Origin of the sequence: Propionibacterium freudenreichii subsp. freudenreichii (assembly GCF_000940845.1) — a bacterium.
Lineage (GTDB): Bacteria > Actinomycetota > Actinomycetes > Propionibacteriales > Propionibacteriaceae > Propionibacterium > Propionibacterium freudenreichii.
In genome coordinates, this window is record NZ_CP010341.1 from 1,801,735 (window position 1) to 1,822,077 (window position 20,343).

At 63.3% G+C, this 20,343-nt stretch carries 11 protein-coding genes and 4 pseudogenes; 5 read left to right on the forward strand and 10 right to left on the reverse strand.

Annotated elements, in window-relative coordinates:
- Positions 1 to 1,324: 1,324 nt before the first annotated feature.
- Positions 1,325 to 3,271 carry a hypothetical protein gene (locus RM25_RS07845; RefSeq protein WP_230954665.1) on the reverse strand — a complete coding sequence of 649 codons (1,947 nt, stop codon included), beginning with the start codon at positions 3,269 to 3,271 and terminating at the stop codon, positions 1,325 to 1,327.
- A gap of 431 nt (positions 3,272 to 3,702) precedes the next feature.
- Here RM25_RS07845 and RM25_RS07855 point away from each other — a divergent pair.
- From RM25_RS07855 to RM25_RS07870, 4 genes and pseudogenes are all read left to right on the forward strand, one after another.
- Positions 3,703 to 4,626, forward strand: a pseudogene (locus RM25_RS07855) (IS3-like element ISPfr11 family transposase); the annotation flags it as partial.
- Between the two features lie 140 nt (positions 4,627 to 4,766).
- A complete protein-coding gene (locus tag RM25_RS07860; protein WP_421957925.1) occupies positions 4,767 to 6,116 on the forward strand; it encodes an IS30 family transposase in 1,350 nt (449 codons plus the stop codon).
- A 4-nt stretch (positions 6,117 to 6,120) separates the two neighbouring features.
- A pseudogene (locus tag RM25_RS07865) lies at positions 6,121 to 6,414 on the forward strand (transposase); the annotation flags it as partial.
- Between the two features lie 37 nt (positions 6,415 to 6,451).
- Positions 6,452 to 7,003, forward strand: a pseudogene (locus RM25_RS07870) (ISL3 family transposase); the annotation flags it as partial.
- Positions 7,004 to 7,100: 97 nt separating this feature from the next.
- Here RM25_RS07870 and RM25_RS07875 read toward each other — a convergent pair.
- The 8 genes and pseudogenes from RM25_RS07875 to RM25_RS07910 form a co-directional block, all read right to left on the reverse strand.
- Positions 7,101 to 10,076 carry a type III restriction-modification system endonuclease gene (locus RM25_RS07875; RefSeq protein ID WP_044636280.1) on the reverse strand — a complete coding sequence of 992 codons (2,976 nt, stop codon included), beginning with the start codon at positions 10,074 to 10,076 and terminating at the stop codon, positions 7,101 to 7,103.
- Positions 10,077 to 10,079: 3 nt separating this feature from the next.
- Positions 10,080 to 11,012 (reverse strand): DNA methyltransferase, encoded by a 933-nt coding sequence (locus tag RM25_RS07880; protein WP_052809157.1) that lies wholly within the window; start codon positions 11,010 to 11,012, stop codon positions 10,080 to 10,082.
- A 9-nt stretch (positions 11,013 to 11,021) separates the two neighbouring features.
- Positions 11,022 to 12,330, reverse strand: a pseudogene (locus RM25_RS07885) (ISL3-like element ISPfr8 family transposase).
- A 57-nt stretch (positions 12,331 to 12,387) separates the two neighbouring features.
- On the reverse strand, positions 12,388 to 13,479 hold the full coding sequence (locus RM25_RS12980; RefSeq protein ID WP_257009016.1) for a site-specific DNA-methyltransferase: 1,092 nt from the start codon (positions 13,477 to 13,479) through the stop codon (positions 12,388 to 12,390).
- Between the two features lie 52 nt (positions 13,480 to 13,531).
- Positions 13,532 to 14,470, reverse strand: coding sequence for a hypothetical protein (locus RM25_RS07895; RefSeq protein ID WP_044636281.1), 939 nt, complete (start codon positions 14,468 to 14,470; stop codon positions 13,532 to 13,534).
- A 42-nt stretch (positions 14,471 to 14,512) separates the two neighbouring features.
- Positions 14,513 to 15,214: a hypothetical protein gene (locus tag RM25_RS07900; RefSeq protein ID WP_044636282.1), complete on the reverse strand. Its 702-nt coding sequence runs from the start codon at positions 15,212 to 15,214 to the stop codon at positions 14,513 to 14,515.
- Between the two features lie 173 nt (positions 15,215 to 15,387).
- Positions 15,388 to 16,479 (reverse strand): redox-regulated ATPase YchF, encoded by a 1,092-nt coding sequence (ychF, locus tag RM25_RS07905; RefSeq protein WP_044636283.1) that lies wholly within the window; start codon positions 16,477 to 16,479, stop codon positions 15,388 to 15,390.
- Between the two features lie 162 nt (positions 16,480 to 16,641).
- On the reverse strand, positions 16,642 to 17,913 hold the full coding sequence (locus RM25_RS07910; RefSeq protein WP_044636284.1) for a M18 family aminopeptidase: 1,272 nt from the start codon (positions 17,911 to 17,913) through the stop codon (positions 16,642 to 16,644).
- Positions 17,914 to 18,062: 149 nt separating this feature from the next.
- On the opposite strand from RM25_RS07910, the gene RM25_RS07915 reads away from it, so the two are divergent.
- Positions 18,063 to 19,412 (forward strand): DNA recombination protein RmuC, encoded by a 1,350-nt coding sequence (locus tag RM25_RS07915; protein ID WP_013161563.1) that lies wholly within the window; start codon positions 18,063 to 18,065, stop codon positions 19,410 to 19,412.
- Here RM25_RS07915 and RM25_RS07920 read toward each other — a convergent pair.
- The gene (locus RM25_RS07920) at positions 19,344 to 20,333 is read right to left on the reverse strand and encodes a 4-hydroxy-3-methylbut-2-enyl diphosphate reductase (RefSeq protein ID WP_013161565.1); all 990 of its coding nucleotides are present in this window, start codon (positions 20,331 to 20,333) and stop codon (positions 19,344 to 19,346) included. The two genes, RM25_RS07915 and RM25_RS07920, sit on opposite strands and share 69 nt — an antisense overlap.
- Positions 20,334 to 20,343: the final 10 nt, after the last annotated feature.

Consider the following 20,343-nt stretch of genomic DNA (forward strand, 5'->3'; position numbering starts at 1 on the left):
GAACGACTCGAGCCAATGGCATGCCCGTCTGCGGCGAACGCGGGGCCCGCAGAGTCTTCTGTCCCGTCTAGGCGACCAAGTGACGTTTGATTCCGACAACCTCGTCACGCAACGTCTGTAGCTCTGGTCGGTCACCGGTCACTCGAAGGATCTGCCGTCACAGGCCTTGGACGGACAGCCACACCCAAGCCCCGAGGTCACGCCAACCCGACAGCAACGAGTTCCCTCAGCCGCCAAATGACCCTCCCAGTTGACTCGCATTCCGCTAGGGCGGCTCAGCCGTGACGGATATCAGGGCACCAACTCCATCGGATGAGCAGTCGGCGGGACCACACAAGCATCCCGCCCGGACAGGGACGGACTGTCGTCGGCAGGTGACGTCTTATAGGACTGATGGCAGGCCAGCCCGTCGATTCGACCACGAATTGCCCTCACGCTTCGTCTCATGCTCCGGAGAGCCTTGCGTTCACGTCATCTCCCGACCATCCCATGGGGGGACTAGGAACATGCCAAAATGGCTTGGAATACATGTGCTTTCCATTGGTCAACTCCACGTCAGCACGAAACATGTAGCCCACCATGGTGGAGTAGTCGAACGGTGGGACGCTCAGTGAAACCGCCCACGCTTCGCTAGTTCCCGACGCAAGGTTCACGGGATCCCCGAAGCCGGTTGGTGGCAAACCAGCTCTAGACAGTGTCGGAATGTCATTCACCGAACCCATGGCGGGTTCTTGAGTTGATTCGGAGGACTCCCCCACGAGCTCAAAGCCGAGCCGGGCGATCGCGATGGGAGCACCCTCGGTGGTTACGGTGACTGTCACGTAGGACCGAGTCGAAACGCTCTTCCCATCCCCCGCCGGAATCCCAACTGACTGTGACTGACAAGTGACATATTTCCGACGGCGATTCGTCCACCACTCCGCCAACCTCACCACAGCAAGAACGATCGAAATGATTAAGACCGCGAGCCCTATCCAGTTCACGGCGAGCGACGCACCCACTAGCTTTCCCCCTCACCCCAGGTTCCCGAACCAGATGTTGTTCCAGCCACCGGGGCCCGCGTCCCAGTAGCCATAGCTCAGACGTTGAACCGGAACTCCACCGCGTTCCGGCACATAGGTACATCTGAACACGGGGTTCACGTGCGCCCTCTCCCCACGGTCAGTGCTCGCTACTGATCAGGGGACACAGGCTCACCCTCGACGTGGGTCAGCCTGCTGGACGCCACGAAGGCGGTAGCGCGCCATCACGGCGGCAGGGAACCCGGCTGAGACGCCACATACTAGGGATCTGAAGAGGGCTCGACCATGCCAGCGGTCGGCCCCTATTCCTTCGCGAGCACGGCGTTATCCGTCAGGCAGAAGTCATCGTTGATCTTGATGACCAGCGCAACGAGTAGGCGGAGCGCTGTTAGATACGTGTGGCGGTGAACGCGGTCGTCGTCACCGTCTGCCTGTGATCCATGGAGGTAGCGGTTGCGCAGGCTAGGTCCGTTGCTGAACTCCTTATCGTTAAGGAAGTAGTTGAAGTAGCTGACCTCCGCGGCGCTGAGCAGCGTTGATCGATGCGCCAGCCATCCGGCGCTCACCATCTCGTCAATGGCTTTCTGGCCGGCCGCCGAGTGATGGAGACAGCTCGTCACCTCGCACTCCCAGAGTTCCTTGAGCACATGCAATTGTGGCGCGCTTGCAAACGCAATTCGGTCACGATCTCCGGTCAGGATGCCCTTCTCGACCAGGAAGTCGATGTTGCGCTGTTGGTACTCGTGGAACTGGTCGTAGGCGATGTCATTGGCGATGACCAAGTGGAGGAAGCTCTCTGCCTCCAGATCGCTGCTGATGTGCACCAATCCGGATTGGTCCGAGAAGAGCAGGTGCTGAATTCCTTGGATGTCTGCGTTGTTGGCAACGTAGGCGTACTTATCCACAACCTGACTCGGGATGTCGCCGTAGGAAAGCTGCCCCGATGTGATTGTCAGCAGCTCCGGGTCAACCTCGCCGTAGTCGACATGCAGCGTGAACTGCTTGAGGACGCTCTCCATCTCTGAGAACAGATGGCGGCTCTTCTCAAGGTAGGTAGCGGTCGGGCTGGAGGCGCGGTACTTCAGCCCCTTGGCACCGAACTCCTGCTCAAGGTAGTCCGTGAAGAACCAAGCGATGACCAACTCGAGCTCTATACCTTCGGAGCTGAGGAAGCGCTCGTACATCAAGGTCTGGAGCAAGGACGCCTGGTCCTGGAGCCTGAACGCCGCCCCCGTCCGGTAGTCGCCCTTGCCCGGCGTACCCATGAACCGCTCGAAGACGCCAAGTTGCGCTCCGTAGGAAGGGAGTTCCAGGAGCATGTGGTCGTTGGCGAACTGGAACAGGTGAACGAAGTTATTCAGGATAGTCGGGTAGTCGAGGTTCTCCGTGAGCCAGGTTCGACTGTAGGAGTACTTGCCAACCATGCCGTCCAAAGACTTGACGACCTCTTCGACCTGATCGGCCGAGATGCCCACTTCGCAGCCGGTCTTGATCCCCTCCGTGGACTCGAACATCTTCTTCGTGAGCGCATCTGCCTTGCGACGAGCCTTTAGCTTCAGTCGTGCATCGACGCCGGTGTTCTTGTCAGCTCGTGCGGATGCGATCAGCTTGACGAAGTTGAGGTTGGGCTCTTCCTCATCGAGGTAGCGGTCAAACAGGCCACGCTGATCCGCGGGAGTGAAGCTCTTCGGAAGATGGATTGGATCCCGCCCCTCGGACTGGAGGAACTTCCGCGCAAGCAGCTCAGCATTGCGCGGCCCAGCGAGTAGCAGGGCCCGAATCTCCTGGTCGTAGGCACGCACGAGTGCCTGGCATGAGAGCAGATCGTGCGGGTGGAAACTCTGCTCTTGAAGTGCAGCAAGCACGATCGAGTCAGTGCAGCGCTCGAAGACCTTGTTCTTTCCGAGGAGGTCGAGGACGTCTGTGCGGTACTGAAAGTCAACGTCCTGAACGAGCGTTGAGAAGGTGGCGTCAGTCACTTTGCCGAAAAACCTGCCGATGACTTTCCGGATCTCGGGGCCGTGCGCCAGAGGCGCGTCTCGCTCTGCTTCGGCCAGGTCCTTCGGGAGAACTTTGTGTTCTAGGAACAACGCGAGATGATGCAACTCAACGATGTCGTTTATGCCTTGATCGCCACGAGTAGCATCGAATTCACGGACGAGCTCTAGGAGGCGGTCGGCCTGCCAGAAGGTTCCGTAGTCGCTGAGGCCGAAGAACTTCAGTCTCTTCTCTGGTCCGCTTTCCGACACTCGAATCTCCCTCCCGGTAGGCGTCACTCTATACAGTTCGGGGGCGCCTAGTGGCACGAATTTGAAGTTGTTGCCTGATCGTGCAGCAGTCCCCTTGGGCGGAGCCGTCGTCCACGTCGATCGTTGCGCCGGCTCCTCGTTCTGTCGTGGAAGCGAGCCGAACTAGCGGCGCATCACCCCGAGGCGGACACGACCTACGTCTCCATGGGCATAATCCCGCGCCCCATCGGGCTCCTCCCCACCGCGGAGCGGCGCACGACGGACGATGCACAACTACGCGGGTAGGTCCCTTGCAAAAGCGCCGGGCACTAGTCCTGACTCAACACTCGACAAGAATCATCAACGAATCTCACTAGTTATTGATGGGCCTACCCTGGTTTTTCGGACACTTGATGTGGCGGGGCCTGGTGGCCCTGGGGGAAGGTGTTGTCATGAGCACGGGGAACGAGAAGACGCGGAGGCAGCGTCGCAAGTTCACGGCACAGTACCGCCATGAGGCGGCGAGGATGGTGATCGACTCGGGTCGCACGATCGCCGAGGTCGCCCAGGAACTGGGGCTGGGTCCCCAACTGTTGGGCAGGTGGGTGAAGGCAGAGAAGGAGACCATGACGCCGAGCACGTTGAGTCCGGATGAACGCGAGGAGTTGAAGCGGCTCCGCAAGGAGAACGCGGACCTGCGGATGGACAACGAGTTCTTGGGAAAAGCAGCGGCCTTCTTCGCTGCGAAGCATCAGTGAGTGAGAAGTACACGCTGATGCAGGCGGAGAAGGCTCGGTACCCGATTGCCCGGATGGCCCGCCTGTTGAAAGTGTCCACTTCCGGGTACTACGCGTGGGTTGCGGCCCAGCAGCGGGATGGGGATCATCTTCTCCCCAGCCTCCGGGCGCGTCGGCGCCTGGATGAGGCGGTGCGCCGCATATGGGTGGACTCCCGAAGCACGTACGGGTACCTGCGTGTGTGCGCCCAGCTTCGCCGTGAGGGGGTGGTGGTGGATCGTAAGACGGTGGCGGCCTTGATGCGCCGTCAGGGCCTTGCGGGCATCAGCCCGCGCCGGTTCCGTCCGGTGACGACGATACCGGGGACGCGCACGCATTCGATCCCTGACCGGGTCAAGCGACACTGGGACACGGGGCAGGTGGATCGCGTGTGGGTCACCGGCATCACCTACCTGAGGACGCGGGCCGGGTGGGTGTACCTGTGCGCCATCAAGGACGCTTGCTCCCGGAAGGTCATCGCAACCGCCATGTCGACGACCATGACGACGGACCTCGTGGAGGAGGCGTTGCGTTCGGGCTCGCATTCTTCGCCCGAACGCGCCCAGGAAAGTGATCATCCATTCCGACCGTGGCACGCAAGGTGAATTCAACTGGTCGTCGCAACACCTTGACCGTGGAGGTGTTCAGCTGTGGCGACGAGGGACTGGGCCGCGAAGACGAGCGATGTGCCCGAGGGTGCGCGTCGGCAATGGCGTGCGGATCGGGCGTTGCGTCCGCCGATGCGTTCGCCCGGGCGGCCTGAGCCCTCGCGGGCGGTGCAGCGGCAGTTCTGGCGTCTGATCGCGACGGGCATCACCTCAGCCGAAGCGGCTCTGAAGGTGGGCGTGTCTGTGCCGGTCGGGTCCCGTTGGTTTCGCCACGCTGGCGGCATGCCACCGATCTCACTTGCCGAGCCCAGCGGCCGTTACCTGTCCTTCGAGGAGCGTGAGGAGATCGCGCTCCTGCGCGCCAAGCAGGTCGGCGTGCGTGAGATCGCGCGCAGGATCGGCCGCGACCCGGGAACGATCTCCCGCGAACTGCGCCGCAACGCGGCCACGCGCAGCGGGAAGCAGGAGTACCGGGCGTTGGTAGCGCAATGGAAGGCTCAGCAGACAGCGAAGCGCCCGAAGACGGCGAAGCTCGCGACCAACGACCGGTTGCGTGAGTACGTTCAGGAGCGCCTCGCCGGAAACGTCTGTCGGCCTGACGGCAGCATCGTCGTGGGGCCGGAACCGCCGGCATGGAAGGGGCTGAACAAACCTCACCGGCAGGACCGGCGGTGGGCGACCGCGTGGAGCCCGGAGCAGATCTCGCACCGGCTGAAGGTCGACTTCCCGGATGATGAATCCATGCGCATCAGCCACGAGGCGATCTACCAGTCGCTGTTCATTGAGGGCCGTGGTGCGCTCAAACGCGAGCTCGTCACGTGCCTGCGCACCGGCCGCGCCCTCCGGCAGCCGCGGGCTCGAGCACAGAACCGCCCGCAAGGTCACGTCACCGCCGATGTCGTGTTCTCCGAACGGCCCGCAGCAGCCGCGGACCGCGCCGTGCCCGGGCATTGGGAGGGCGACTTGATCATCGGCACGGGCCGGTCCGCGATCGGCACTCTCGTCGAACGCAAGAGCCGGTCGACCCTGCTGGTGCACCTGCCGAGGCTGGACGGGTGGGGCGAGGCGCCGCCGATCAAGAACGGGCCCGCGTTGGGCGGCTACGGCGCAGTCGCGATGAACGCCGCGCTCATCGCGTCGATGATGAAGCTCCCCGAACAGCTCCGCAAGACGCTCACCTGGGACCGCGGCAAAGAACTCTCCGCGCACGCCCAGTTCGCGCTCGAGACGGGCACGAAGGTGTTCTTCGCCGACCCCCACTCGCCCTGGCAGAGGCCGACGAACGAGAACACCAACGGGTTGCTGCGGCAATACTTCCCGAAGGGCACCGACCTCTCACGATGGTCCGCTGAAGACCTCGAAGCAGTCGCCCTCGCACTGAACAACCGACCCCGCAAGAGCCTCGACTGGAAGACCCCCGCCGAAGTATTCCAGGAGCAGTTACACTCGCTCCAACAACCCGGTGTTGCAACGACCGGTTGAACCCAGGCAATTCACCTCCGAGCAGATGTATGAGTGCTGCCGGGAACTCCACCTCGACCAGTCAATGGGACGCACCGGGGTGTGCTGGGACAATGCGATGATCGAATCCCAGTGGTCCGTGTTGAAGGCTGAGTTCTACGACCGCTACGAGTGGGACACCCCCCAGCAGGCCATTCAGGGCGTGGAGGAGTGGATCTACGACTTCTACAACACGAAGCGCCTCAACTCAGCGATCGGCTACCAGACCCCAGTCGAGTTCGAAGCCCAACACGCGGCAGCCCTGACACGGGCCGCCTGAACCAATCCAACCGTCCGAAACTTGCGGGTAACCCCAGGACCCGTTCCATGTGGTGGCGTTGGCCGGGGACAAGATGAACCAGACCCGGCAACGAGTGCAGCGGGAACTCACCGGCGGCCGGGGCCGCCGCGACGACCCGCTCTACAAGGCCCGCCGCCTCCTCCACACCGGTATCGGTCTGCTCACCGAAAGGCAGAACACTCATCTGGATGCGCTGTTCGCCACCGATGACCACGCCGAGGTCGAGATCACCTGGAGCGTCTACCAGAACATCATCGCCGCCTACCGCAACCCCGACCGGACCGCAGGGAGGACGGCGTTGTCGAGGCTGATCGACGCGATCAAGACCGGCGTCCCGAAAGGGCTGGAGGAACTGGCCCAGCTGGGGCGGACCCTCCACAAGCGCCGCTCAGACATCCTGGCGTTCTTCGACCATCCGGGCACCTCGAACGGTCCAACGGAAGCGATCAACGGCCGTCTCGAGCACCTCCGCGGCATCGCGCTCGGGTTCCGGAACCTGGCCAACTACCGACTCAGGTCACTCCTCGAAGCCGGCGGCTTCAGACCCCTGCTCCACTCATTTCTGTGAAGAGCCCGATTCAATATCGCGATTGCGAGAGCCAGCGACCCGGCGGCGGCCCCGACGCGCAGCTTCCTTACCCGCGGGACCACGCCAGCCAAACCAATCAGTTAGACAGGACCTGTTTGATCAGCGAAGCGATATCATCGCGGTGCACCTGATCGCGGAACGTCACATCGATATCTTCCGAGCTCATCGCCTCGAAGAACCGTTGCGCCGCCGTCATCCTGAGCTTCTCGCTCTCGCGGAGGTCGGAGCGCTTCTTGACGTCCTTCGTCTCGATGATGAAGTTTAGGGACAGACCGCCGTCCTCGCGTTTGAGCACGTACATGAAGTCCGGGCTCGTGGTTCCGCCGAAGTACATGGGGACCTTGATCGATCGGCGCGGGATCTTCCCGAAGACGATGACCGCGTCGAGCTTGGAGTCGCGGATCGTGTCATGCTCCTTCGGTGAGTCATACACAAACGCGTCGTACAGGAACTTGTCCGGAACGATAGCCTTTTCGTCGCGGAAGACGCCGATGTTGCCCTGCGTGATGCTCTCGAGCGGGGCACCATCTGCATCGGTGAGTTCCGTGCCGAGTACGAGCCCCTCGATCTTCGAGTACGTGAACCGCTCGAGGTAGTTACGCTCCATCCACTCCGTGAACCCAGCAACAAACTCATGCAGGGTCGCCTTGTTGAAGAAGTCGGCGGGGAGGCTCTTCTTCGCGTCGAGGCGGACGAGCCCCGCGTGGACACGATCGATCGGCAGTCCCGTCTGAGCACGGACACGCTTCAGCCAGTCGCCGTACGGCATCGTCTCGGTTGCGTTGAAGACCTTCTTCGTCTCCGTCCGAACCTCCAGGGACGAGCCCTCGTCAGCCTGCACGACGACATCTTGCGCGAATCGACCGAACTCCTGCCGGTAGATATCAGCGCCCAGCACCTCGTCGATGCACTCATCGATCTCGCCGGCCGCGAGCTCGTCGAGGCGGAGGTAGTACTTGGCGTTCAGCGTCTCCCAGAGGTCCTTGAGCGCGGAGTACCGCTCGGAGCGAATGCCGACCTTAACCTTCTGATTTCCCTTCACCACCTTGTCAGGCTTCAGGCCCGTCTTGTTGAACGCGGGGTAGGCAGCGAACAGGTCATCTTCGCGCCCCGGTACGACGTTCTTGTCGGGATCGACGAGCCCCTGCTGCAGGAGCTCGATGAAGAGTTCCGTCTCCGTCTTGCCGAGCTCGTCGGCGACCTTGGGCAGTAGCTCCTTCACCTTGGCTGGGCCCACGGCGACGTCGGAGTTGATCTCGTCGACGAGAGACTCGGCGAACTTTTGCTCCGTGTAGTCGATGAGGTAGGTGAGGTAGAACTGCTCGCCCGCGAGACGAGTGCCCTTCGCGTCCACGGGCAACCGGAGGCCACGGCCCACCTCCTGGAGCTTCGAGATCTCCGACCCGGACGACCGGAGCTTGACGATCTGGAACACGTTCGGGTTGTCCCAGCCCTCACGGAGCGTCCACTTCGAGAACAGGAATCGACGAGTGTTCGGCGCACCGTTCGCCGTCTCGAAGGACAGCATCGCCTCCTTGTTGCGGAGGATGTCGTCGACCTCTCGCTGGATGGCCTCGTCGGTTGTGGAGTTGTCCGCGGAGAAGTATCCACCGTTCGCCGCCTCGACGTCAGCGAGCGACGCCCGCAGGTAGGCGACATACTCCTTCGCGACGGGCGAGGAGTCGCCCTCGCGCTTCTCGATCTCCGCGGTGAGCCGTGCAGCGAGGAGCTCCTCGAAGCGCTGCCTGAGGTGCCCTTTCGAACCGTCGCTGCCGCGATAGGACTCGATCGAGTCGATGAAGAACAGGGTGAGCGTCTTGACCCTGGACGAGCGGCGGAAGTTCTCCCACTCGGTCTCGAAGTGGTTGTCGAGTGCCTGCCGCATCATCAGGCTCTGATAGGTGTCGGAGTAGACCCGGGCCGAGAGGATGTCCCCTGTCCCCAGCGCCTGACCGTTGGACAGCGTGACGCCGGACTTGATCGTCGGGTTGTCGGTCCTACCGATCCCCTCGATTGTGATGCCCGCGAATGCGCGGTCCGCAATGCCGAGGGACTCCCCCATATCGAAGGTGAGGGACTTCCCCGTGCCGATGTTCTGGAACGTCGCCTGCTTCGGCTTGCGCGCAGAGACGCTCGTGAGTTTCAGGCGCGTCGTATCGCTGCTGCTGTCCTGTGGGTACTGGACCTGGACGCCCTTGACCAACTGCTCGTTAAACGACTCGACGGCACCGAGGTTGAACACGAGGTTGTTGTAGTCGGTCTTCCCCGTCTTGCCGAGCTCCGGGAACGTCGCGCCGAAGCGGAAGACCGCCAAGGGCCGGATCTCGTCGATGAGCGTCTGATACGCCTTGTTGTCGCGTCGGAAGCGATGCGGCTCATCCATAATGACGATGGGGCGAGTCCCACGAAGCGCCTCGTAGGGGACACTGGTCGTGCCGAGCACCGTCTGGTCGTAGTCGAACGCCATCGTCTTCTTCGACTGCAGCATGCCGTCGGTCATGAGGAGAGCGGAGATCCGACCAGGCGAGAGCCGCGAGCCGTGCACGAAGTTGACAACCGAGTTCGGCATCATCTTCCGCCCCTTCGATCGCTTCTGCGGATCGAGGACATCGAGGCGCAGCTCCATCTGCGGGCCGTACGCATCAGCGAAGTACTGGCGTGCGTAGTCCGACCGGATGAACGCCTTCGCGCCTTCCTTGATCGGTGTCGAGGGCACGAGAAGGATAAACTTCGTGAAGCCGTAGAGGCGGTTCAGTTCGTACATGAGCTGCGTGTAGACCAGCGTTTTGCCGGTGCCGGTCTCCATCTTGGCGTCGACCCCGAGAACACCGTCATCTACGTGTCCCCGCCATGGACGAGGGATCGCAGCAATCCCGTCCACAACACCCGACTGGATCGCGTTGATGTTCTCGCGAAGCTGAGGATCCGCCGGGTCAAAGGCGATGTTCGCCGCGGGCGGGGTACTGGTGTCGAACTCCACGTCCCTGAAGACGCGGGTCAGCGCATTCAGCGCACGCTGCTGATGTTCCAGAGTCTGAAGTCGGATCTGCATGGGTCAGTACCGCTCGATCACCGAGACGGTCTGCCCCGACCGAAGCGACGTGAGATTCTGCTTCAGCTCGTGCATGACCGAGAACGGCACCGAGTACCCGAAGACGACGAGACGCTTCAGATCGAGCTCACCGGCCTCGAGCTTGGCCACGAGCGCCATCACGTCGTCGCTGTCGAGTCCCGACTCGATGACGTAAGCGGAGTCCTCGCAAACCTTCAGCTTGTAGTCATCGAGCCCCACGTCGTTCACCTCAGGCGTCAGGCCGAAACCGTCCTGAACGAGCCAAGTAGAAAGCGCGACCTGGTCTCCCGGCGTCCCGTGGGACGCAAACTTCGACACGAAATCGCCAGCAAACATCACGCCGTCCTCATTAGGATCGAAGGCCTGAAGCTGATCGAGCGTCTTCTCACTCGGCTTCTCGAGACGGAATAGACGGAAGCCGTAGTCGATCGTAGCGTTCGACTGATTCTGAATCTGTTCCGCTGAAGCCTGGATCCGCATCCGGCCAAGCTGGTCGATGGTATCGAATCCTGCCGTCGCCGCTTTCGTGCCGGGCGCTACCTTCTCCGGCCACTGGACTGCAATGTGGCGACGTGTCCCCGCGTCCTCAGCATTCAACTGCATCACCGCATGAGCGGTCGTTGCCGACCCTGAGAAAAAGTCGAGAACCAGCGCGTCGTCGGGCGCGAACGAAACCAAGTACTTAATCAACGGGACAGGCTTCGGATATGGGAAGGGGCAACCCATCTCGGCAAGCGCGTTTCCCGCTGTCTCGACCGTCCCCAGATTCATGAGCACGGTCAGAATGTGCTGTTGGTCCGCACGCCGGATCTTGACGTTGTCGATGGCTCCCGTGTTCGTGAGTTCGAAGACCGTGTCCTGCCCCTTGGAATCAACAACCGGGGCATACTCGCCAGCAATGAAGCTCCGCAGCAAAGCGGCTCTTCACGATTGAGGGTGTAGTTGGGGTCTGAATCCTCCGGCCTCGAGGAGACTGCGGGCAATGTAGTTCGTCAGGTTTCGGAAGCCCAAGGCTGAGCCGCGCAGGTGTTCCAGTCGGCCATTGAGGGCTTCTGTCGGGCCGTTGGAGGTGTGGGGGCGCTCGAAGTAGGCCAGGACGTCTGTGGCGCGCCGCTTGAGGGTGCGCCCCAGGGTGATGATCTCAGCGAGGGCGGCGGGAACGCCGCGGCTGATGACCTCGATGACGTGGGCCAGCTGGGCTCGCCCGGCCTTGGGGTCGGGATCGCGGTAGGCGGCCACGATCTTCTGGTAGATGCCCCAGGTGGCTTCCACCCCGACGTGAGCGTCCTGGGCGAAGACGCCCTCCAGGCGGGTGCGTTGCTTGTCTGTGAGGAGATCCATCCCGGTGTGCAGGGTCTTGCGCACCCCGTACAGGGGATCCCCGGACCGGCCTCGATGTCCGGTGGTGTCTTGCTGGACGCGCTGGCGGCAGTGGTCCAGGGCATCGCCGGCGAGCTGGACGACGTGGAAGGGATCCATGACCTCCACCGCGTCGGGGAGTTCTTCCTTCGCTGCGGTCTTGAACCCGGTGAAGCCGTCCATGGCGACCACCTCAATCCGGTCGCGCCACGCAGGGTCTTGCTGGCTGAGCCACTCCTTGAAGGCCTTCTTGGAGCGGCCCTCCACCATGTCCAACAACCTGGCAGGACCCCTTCCCTCGCGCAGCGGGGTGAGGTCGATGATCACGGTGACGAACTTGTCGCCCCTGCGCGTGTGCCGCCACACGTGCTCGTCCACCCCGATCGTGGTCACACCCTCGAAGCGATGCTCATCGTTGATGAGGACCCTGCGTCCCTCCTCCAGGACGGAGGTGTTGGCGCAGTCCCAGGACACGCCCAGACCCTCAGCGACCCGGGCGACGGTGAGGTGTTGGACGACGATGCCCGCCACGGGCCCAACGCAGTCCGCCCCGGGACAGTTTCGAGCGCGGCTGGGCCGCCCCAGTGGTGTCCTGCCTCCACACACGCCCACACCCCGAACAGCGGTAGCGACGCACTCGCACCACCAGTGTCACCGGTCTCCAGCCCGAGGGCTCGTGGGCGAGGCGACGGACCACGGTGTCGCGGGGGATCCCTTCGCACCCACACTCGCGACACCACCGGTCATCGTCCACCACCCGGCAGGCCACCTCGCAGCGATCCGGGAGGACTCTCTGGCCCACCACCACGAGGCCGAGGTCATCCAGGCGGGCGAACGTGGTCAGATCGGGGGCAGCAAAGGTAGCGTGGGACACGTCGGGGTCTTTCAGATGGGCAGCGTAGGAACTCCCATCATCGGAAGACCCCGACCCTCACACCCACCCCGACACGCCAGCCAGACTCAACCCCCCGCTACACCCCGGATCGCGAAGAGCCAGCAAAGCACCGTTGGCCCAGCCGGTCCGTGCCGTCACTCGGTTGATGAGCTTTCCTCCCGCGATAACCAAGTCCACGTCGTAGTTGGGAAACTTGTCGGTTCTCGCGGGGATAATCCCTTCGTCGAAGCCAGCTGGAAACCCGGGTTCCAGGACGATCTCGGAGACAGGGTTCTTGGGACCATTCTTGACGACCGAGTTGCGGATCTCGTCGTTGAACAGCTTGCTCTCGTCGGACAGGTTCGGGTCCTTGACTCCGGCGATGAACATGTCTGGCACACGCTTCGCATACATGTGCACGTACTCGTGATTGATCTTGACTGTCGCCTGGTTGTCAAGATTCCCATCGGTCCGCCACGCGAAACTCGCGACGAAATTCTGTTCGCCGAACACCTCATCGCACAGCGCCTTGAGATTCGCCTGCTCGTTGTCATCGATGCTGATGAAGATGATGCCGTCGTCAGCGAGCAATTCTTTCGCAAGCTCGAGTCGGGGATACATGAAGGTAAGCCACGCCGAATGCGACGACTTGCCTTGGAGCGCCATCACCCGCTCGGCCTCGTCCTCGTCAAGACCCACCTTTTCGACCAGGTCCTTCGCCGTGAAGCCGAAGTCGTCGACGTAGACGAACCCATCGGAACCCGTGTTGTACGGCGGATCGATGTAGATGCACTTGACCTGGCCCGCGTACGACCCCAGTAGGTGCTTGAGCGCATCCAAGTTGTCACCGACGATGTACAGATTTTCCGACTCAGCGTTCGCCGCCTCAGCGTTGTGCTCGAGGTCAGGGACCATGACCGTCTCGGTCCGCGTCGAGGTCAGGTACTTGGCGTAGGACTTCCCGAGGAACTTGAGCTCGTAGCCTTCCCTCGTCATCGAAACGTCCGCGGAACTCAGCGCCTCCTGAAGGCGGTCGAGCCTGAAGCCGCCATCCTTGTCGAAGTACTCCGGCAAGACCGAGCGGAGGCGTGCCAGCTCAAAGTCGTTCGGCTTCGTGGTCTCGTTCGCTTCGTGCGCGTCCCTGATCACTTCTTACCCCCAGACGTAATTCCCGTACGGAACTCCACCACGATTCGATCGCTCATAGTCCGAAATACTCCTTAAATCTCTGCCACAAGCTGCGATCTTCAGCACCTTCGCCGTGAGGCGCTGCCTGAACGAACTGCACGAAATAGGGCGTGCCGAGTATCACTCGACTCACGAAAGCTTCGCGGTTGGTCGACGCCGGCCCCCAGTTGAGGTAACTAACTTCAGCACCATCACCGGAGGTCGGGCAGTCGTGTACATCCAGACACATGAACGCAATTTCAACGTTCTGCTCACGAGAGTCGCTTAGAAGGTTTCTCGCCGCCAGGGCATAGTAGGGATCTCGCAACCAGCGTTCGTCACTATCCTCGCGCTCCTCCCCCAGCATCTTCGCTCTGAGGAGTTCGAACAGGTGCTCCGTTTGCGATCCACCCCGCCAGTCGGAAACGCTCCCGCCAAGCACCGTCTTAAGCTGACCTTCTGCCGTGCCGCTGAGCACCACCCAAGTTACGGATTGCGCTTCGTGCACGGGAAGGGTGTCTGGGATCTCAATCAGCCAAAGCCCAAGCCTGGGCGCATCCTCGAGCTCGTGCGGTTCTCTGAAATCATCATGGGTTCGGATGGCGAAACGGGTTGCTCCTCGGAAGTGATAATCGCGCCCCGGCTCGAACGCGGCACCGCGTTGAGCCGCAAGTGAGTGCGCTGTCACGTCGGCGAGAACCTCGGGCGCGACCGCGAGGAGCTGACTACGATCGGTGCGGTCGGATACTACGTTCGACTTCACTCCAGCTTCAAGAGCCCCGCTCACGATGAGACCACCCACGACACCAGCTGGAGAGACAGCGCCGACCCCTTTGGTCTTCGTGCTCGCGCTGTACGAGTGATCGGCGATCGTGTGCCTACCAGCGATTAGCGCATCGGCAACCTTGTTTAGCCCTACGTAAAAAGCTCGCGACTGATCAAAGGACGGAGCACCCTCCATGTCGAGTCTCATTTCTTCCCCCCAGAGGGTATTCCGCTACAGAACTCCACCGCTTCACGCTTCGTCATCAGGATTACTCAGCCCCCCGGCCTCGGTTCCGATGGACCGGTCCGAGTGCGCAAGCCTAAGTTGTCCGTCGACGAACTGAGCGATTCGTCGATCGAATCGCTCACCGTGCTTGACCTCACGTCCACCAAAATAGTCTCCGGACTTGTCTCGCCAGACGAAGGCTTCTGAGAGTCCGTTCTGATAGATCTTCAACAACTGCGGGACGCCGCCGACTGTGCGGACATCGGCGTTATCAATCAGCCGCTGAAGCACCTGGAGGGGTTCCCAGTCGAGATTCGCCCTCCGCGCCTGCTCGGCTGCCTCCGGATGACCACTGAGCGGACGCGGTGCATTCTTCTCGTTGAGAATCTGGTAAAGATTCGCCCTAGCTTCCTGGCTAGCGTCACCTGCGAAATAAACCCCGTATGCAGTCGATTCATTCAAGTCACTAATAGACTTCATCACCAACTCACCGCGACTGTCGTAACTATACGAGTACGCTTCAAACCGGAGGCGACGCCAAGACCACCCGAATAGCACGACATCGAGGTCCGGAACATTAGCCGTCATTTGGCCCCAGGGAAGATCTCCGACGTCTTGACGGCTATCCGCATACAGGTCTCGCAGCTTGTTGGCGAGATATCGAATGTCAGTGCGCCCGATTTCATTGCCATCAAGTAGCAAGCACGCGTTCATCGCCTGAAGCACGAATGCATACGCCGTTGTTGCGTGTCCTGACATCGCTATTGCAGTCGCCGGACGGGGAAGCGGGACAAGCTTGGGGCAACGGTCCCAGCTCTCACCACCGCTCAGTCGAGAGTCACTCACCGCGACCAATTCGCCGAGGGTCGCGTTCCTACGAACCCACAACGCAACGAGTGTCACTTCTTGCCGCCAGACGTTAGTCCACTACGGAACTCCACCACGTCCCCGTCCTGCATCACGTATTCCTTGCCCTCAAGGCGCACGCGACCGGCCGCCTGGGCCTCCTTCATGCCGCCGTACTCGACCAGCTCGTTGAAGCTGACCACCTCGGCCTTGATGAAGCCCTTCTCGAAGTCGGTGTGGATCACGCCGGCCGCCTGCGGGGCGGTCCAACCCTTGTGGATGGTCCAGGCGCGCGATTCCTTCTCGCCGGCGGTCAGGAAGCTCTGTAGGCCCAGCGTGTCGTAACCCACCCGCGCCAACTGGTTCAGGCCGGGCTCCTCCACGCCGGTATCGGCGAGGAACTCCGCGGCCTCCTCGTCGCTCATCTCCACCAGTTCGGACTCGAACTTCGCGTCGAGGAAGATCGCCTCGGCGGGCGCCACGAGCTTGCGGGTGCGGTCCAACAGGTCGGCGTCGGCCAGCTGGTCCTGATCGCAGTTGAACACATAGATGTAGGGCTTGGCGGTGAGCAGCCACAGGTCGTGCAACGGCTCGGGATCCAGCCCGGCCTGGAAGATGCCGGTGCCGGCGGCGAGCGTCTCATAGGCCTTGCGGTAGACCTCCGCCTTGGGTCGCGTCTCCTTGCGGATCGCGGCCTCCTTCTCCACCTTGGGCAGCACCTTCTCCAGGGTCTGCAGGTCAGCCAGCACCAGCTCGGTGGTGATGGTGTCAAGGTCGGAACCGGGATTCACCTGCCCGTCCACATGGGTCACGTCCACATCGGTGAACATCCGGGTGACCTGGCAGATCGCATCGGCCTCGCGGATATTGGCGAGGAAGGCGTTGCCCATCCCCTCACCCTGCGAGGCGCCCTTCACGATGCCGGCGATGTCCACGAAGGTCACCGTGGCCGGCACGAGCTTGGCCGAGTCGAACATCTTGCCCAGCACGTCCAGGCGTCCGTCGGGCACGCCGACCACGCCCACATTCGGCTCGATCGTCGCGAACGGGTAGTTCGCGGCAAGGGCGTCGTTGCGGGTCAGCGCGTTGAACAGGGTCGATTTGCCGGCGTTGGGGAGGCCGACGATTCCAATGGTGAGTGCCACAACTGGCTAGGTTACCGTCGACCCGTTCCAACCGCCCGCAGCCACCGGCCGTCGACCCGTTCCAACCGCCCGCAGCCACCGGCCGTCGACCCGTTCCAACCGCCCGCAGCCACCGGCCGCCGAGCGCGTCCACCCCTGCCCCGAACGCCGCCAATCGCAGGCTCAGGCCCCCATCCAGTAGGCCTCCAGTGCCCTGCTCAGCAACTGCGGATCCTGGCTGCCACACATCTCGCGAGTCGAGTGCATCGACAGGATCGGCACGCCGACGTCCACGGTGGGGATGCCCAACCGGGTGGCGGTGATCGGCCCGATCGTCGTGCCGCAGGGCACGTCGTTGTTCGACACGAACGACTGGTGCACCACTCCGGCCGCCTCACACGCCCGCAGCCACAACGAGGCGGTCACCGAGTCGGTGGCATAGCGCTGCTTGGCGTTCACCTTCAGCGCCGGGCCCTGGTTCATCAGCGGACGCACCACGGGGTCGTACTTGGACACATGGTTGGGGTTGACGCTGTGGGCTGCGTCGGCCGAGATGCACGAGCTGCGCGCCAACATCGCCTGATAGGCATCACCGCCCACCTCGAGTCCGGCCGCGATCCTGGTGAGCGCGTCGGACAGCAGCGGCCCGGCCGCACCGCTGGTGGTGGACGACCCCACCTCCTCGTGGTCGAAGGCCGAGAAGACGACGACGTCATGGGGTGACTTCACCCGCAGCAGCGCCAACAGCCCGGGGAACACCGACGAGAGGTTGTCCAGCCTGCTGGACGCGAAGAACTCGCTCTGGTTGCCGAACAGTGCCGGCTCCTGGGTCGGATATGCGTACACATCGGCAAACCCGAATTCGGTGGGCAGAATGCCGGCCTGCCCACACAACAGCTCGATCACATCGGGCTCGCTGCCCAGGCCATAGGAGGGCATCAGCTCATACTGCTGATCCACGGTGAGCGCCTGGTTCACCGAGCGGTCCAGGTGGGGCGCCAGCTGGCTGACGCGCATGATCGGCGCGGTGCGCACCAGGTGGTTCTCACCGGTTCGGGTGGTGATGCGTCCGGCCAGCCCGAGCTCACGGTCGAGCCAGCTGTTGATCAACGGACCGCCGTAGACCTCCATGTTGAGCTGCTGCCACCCGGCATTGTCGTAGACCGGCTCGGGCTTGAGCTTCAGCGCCGGCGAATCCGTGTGCACGCCCACGATGCGGAACCCGGTGGTGGGCTCGACGCGTTCGGGGGCGATCCAGGCCACGACGGCGCCGCCACGCACGAAATAGCGGCGTCCCGCGACACCGGTCCAGGGCAATTTCTCGTCCATCGCCTCGAAACCGGCCCGATCGAGCAGCGCCGACATGGTCTCGGCGGCGTGATAGCTGGTGGGGCTGCTGGAGATGAACTGGGCAAAGGCGGTCATGAATTCGCTGGGGTCGGCCATGGTTGCCATTGAACCAGCGCACCCGGTCACGAACCAGTTCGCGTGACACGTCGTACACGCGGAGTCGGCGACGGCTCCCCCGCTCCCGGCAAAGGTCCAGCGCCCGGACGAAGGACGGCGTGCCCGGAAATGTCACAGGGCTGGGCAAGGATGGGCCCATGAGTATCTCCACCGTGGTGATCGCCGTGCTGCTGCTGGCCGTGGGCCTGGCCATCGGCTTCTTCGTCGGTGCCCTGCACACGCGGGCCCGGGACATCGGACGCTCCGGCGAATTGGCCGGTGCCGTGGCCCAACGCGATGCCCTGCAGGCGCAGTTGGAGCGCACGCAGGCCGATCGCGAGGCGATGTCGCGGGAATTCCAGCGGCTGTCGGGCGAGGCGATGCAGCGGCAGACCCTGGCGGTGAACCAGACCGCCGGGGAGCGCCTGGCCGAGACGAAGCTGCTCATGGAGCCGGTGGCCAAGAGCCTCCACGAGATGAATGACCGCCTGCTGCAGGTGGAGCGGGCCCGTGCCCAGGGCGCCGCCGACCTGGCCCAGCAGGTGGCCAGCGTGCGCCACAGCAATGAGACGCTGCGCCGCGAGACCGAGGCGCTCGTGACGGCCCTGCGCAAGCCCCAGGTGCGGGGTGCCTGGGGCGAGACCCAGCTCAAGCGCACCGTGGAGATCGCCGGACTGGTGGACCGGGTGGACTTCGACACCCAGGTGGCCACCGAGACCGCAGACGGCGGACTCCGCCCGGACATGAGGGTGAACCTGGCCGATGGCAAGGTGATCTTCGTCGATTCGAAGGCGCCGCTGGGCAACTTCATCGACGCCTTCCAGACCGACGACCCCGATCAGCGCACCCGCCTGCTCGACGCGTATGTGGCCAATGTGATCACCCACATCAACCAACTCGGCGCCAAGAACTACTGGCGCCTGGACGCGGGCAGCCCCGAGATGGTGATCCTCTTCCTGCCCAGTGACGCCCTGCTCCAGGTGGCGCTGGACCAGCGTCCCGACCTGCACGAGTACGCGGCCCGCCACGGCATCTTCCTGTCATCGCCGTCGATCCTGATTCCGATGCTGAGGGCCGTGCAGCACGGGTGGAAGCAGGCAGCCTTCGCCGAATCCGCCCAGCAGGTGGCAACGCTGGGTCGCGAGCTCTATGAGCGCCTGTCCACCATGGGCTCCCACATGGACAAGCTGGGTCGTTCGCTGGGCGGTGCCGTGAAGGCCTACAACGAAACCGTCGGGTCCCTGGAGCAGCGCGTGTTCGTGACGGCCCGCAAGTTCGGTGAACTGCAGCTTGCCGACGACGAGCTGTCCTCACCACGGGCCGCCGAGACGAGTCCGCGGGTGCTCACCGCTCCCGAGTTGGTGGACGACACGGCCGCACTCGAAGCCGCCCCACCCGACCCGGCCACGGCTGGCCCGGGGTCGCCCGCTACGCCCGCCTCAGCTGCGTCGCACGGCGTGGCCGGCCCGGCGCTCACGCAACTCGGGCGGCAGGGCGAAGCTCAGTGATTCCTCCACGAGGCGCTCCTCGTCGGCGCGGGGATATCCCAACTGCGCCAGCCGGGCGATCACCCCGTCCACCAGTTCCTCGGGCACCGAGGCGCCGCTGGTGACGCCCACCGTGTTGACGCCGTCGAACCAGTCCGGATCGATCTCGTCGGCATTGTCCACGCGTCGGGCCTGCTTGGCGCCGGCCTCACGGGCCACCTCCACCAGGCGCACCGAATTGGACGAGTTCTGCGAGCCCACCACGATCACCAGGTCGGAGTGCTTGGCAATGAGCTTCACCGCCGATTGCCGGTTCTGGGTGGCGTAGCAGATGTCATCGCTCGGCGGGTCGAGCAGATTCGGGAAGCGCTCACGCAGCCGCTCAACGGTGGCCCGCGTCTCATCGACGCTCAGCGTGGTCTGGGTGAGCCACGCCAGCGGCTGGTTGCGATCCAGCTCGAGCGCATCGACGTCCTCGGGGGTCTGCAGCAGCGTGATGTCGTCGGGCGCCTCGCCGGTGGTGCCCTCGACCTCCTCGTGCCCCTCATGGCCGATCAGCACGATCGGCACCCCATCCTTCGCGAAGCGCTTCGCCTCGTGGTGCACCTTGGTGACCAACGGGCAGGTGGCGTCGATGGTGCGCAGCCCGCGGCGCGCCGCCTCCTCGCGCACCGCCGGGGAGACCCCGTGCGCCGAGAAGATCACCAGCGCACCGGCCGGCACCTCATCGAGCTCATCCACGAAGATCGCGCCCTGCTGTTCCAGGGTCTCCACCACATGGCGGTTGTGCACGATCTGCTTGCGCACATAGACCGGCGCCCCGTACACGGCCAGCGCCCGCTGCACCGTGACCACGGCACGATCGACGCCGGCGCAATAACCTCGCGGAGCCGCCACCACCACGTGCTTGGCGGGACGATCGGTGCTGCCCTCTTGCGTCATGGCGTCCAGT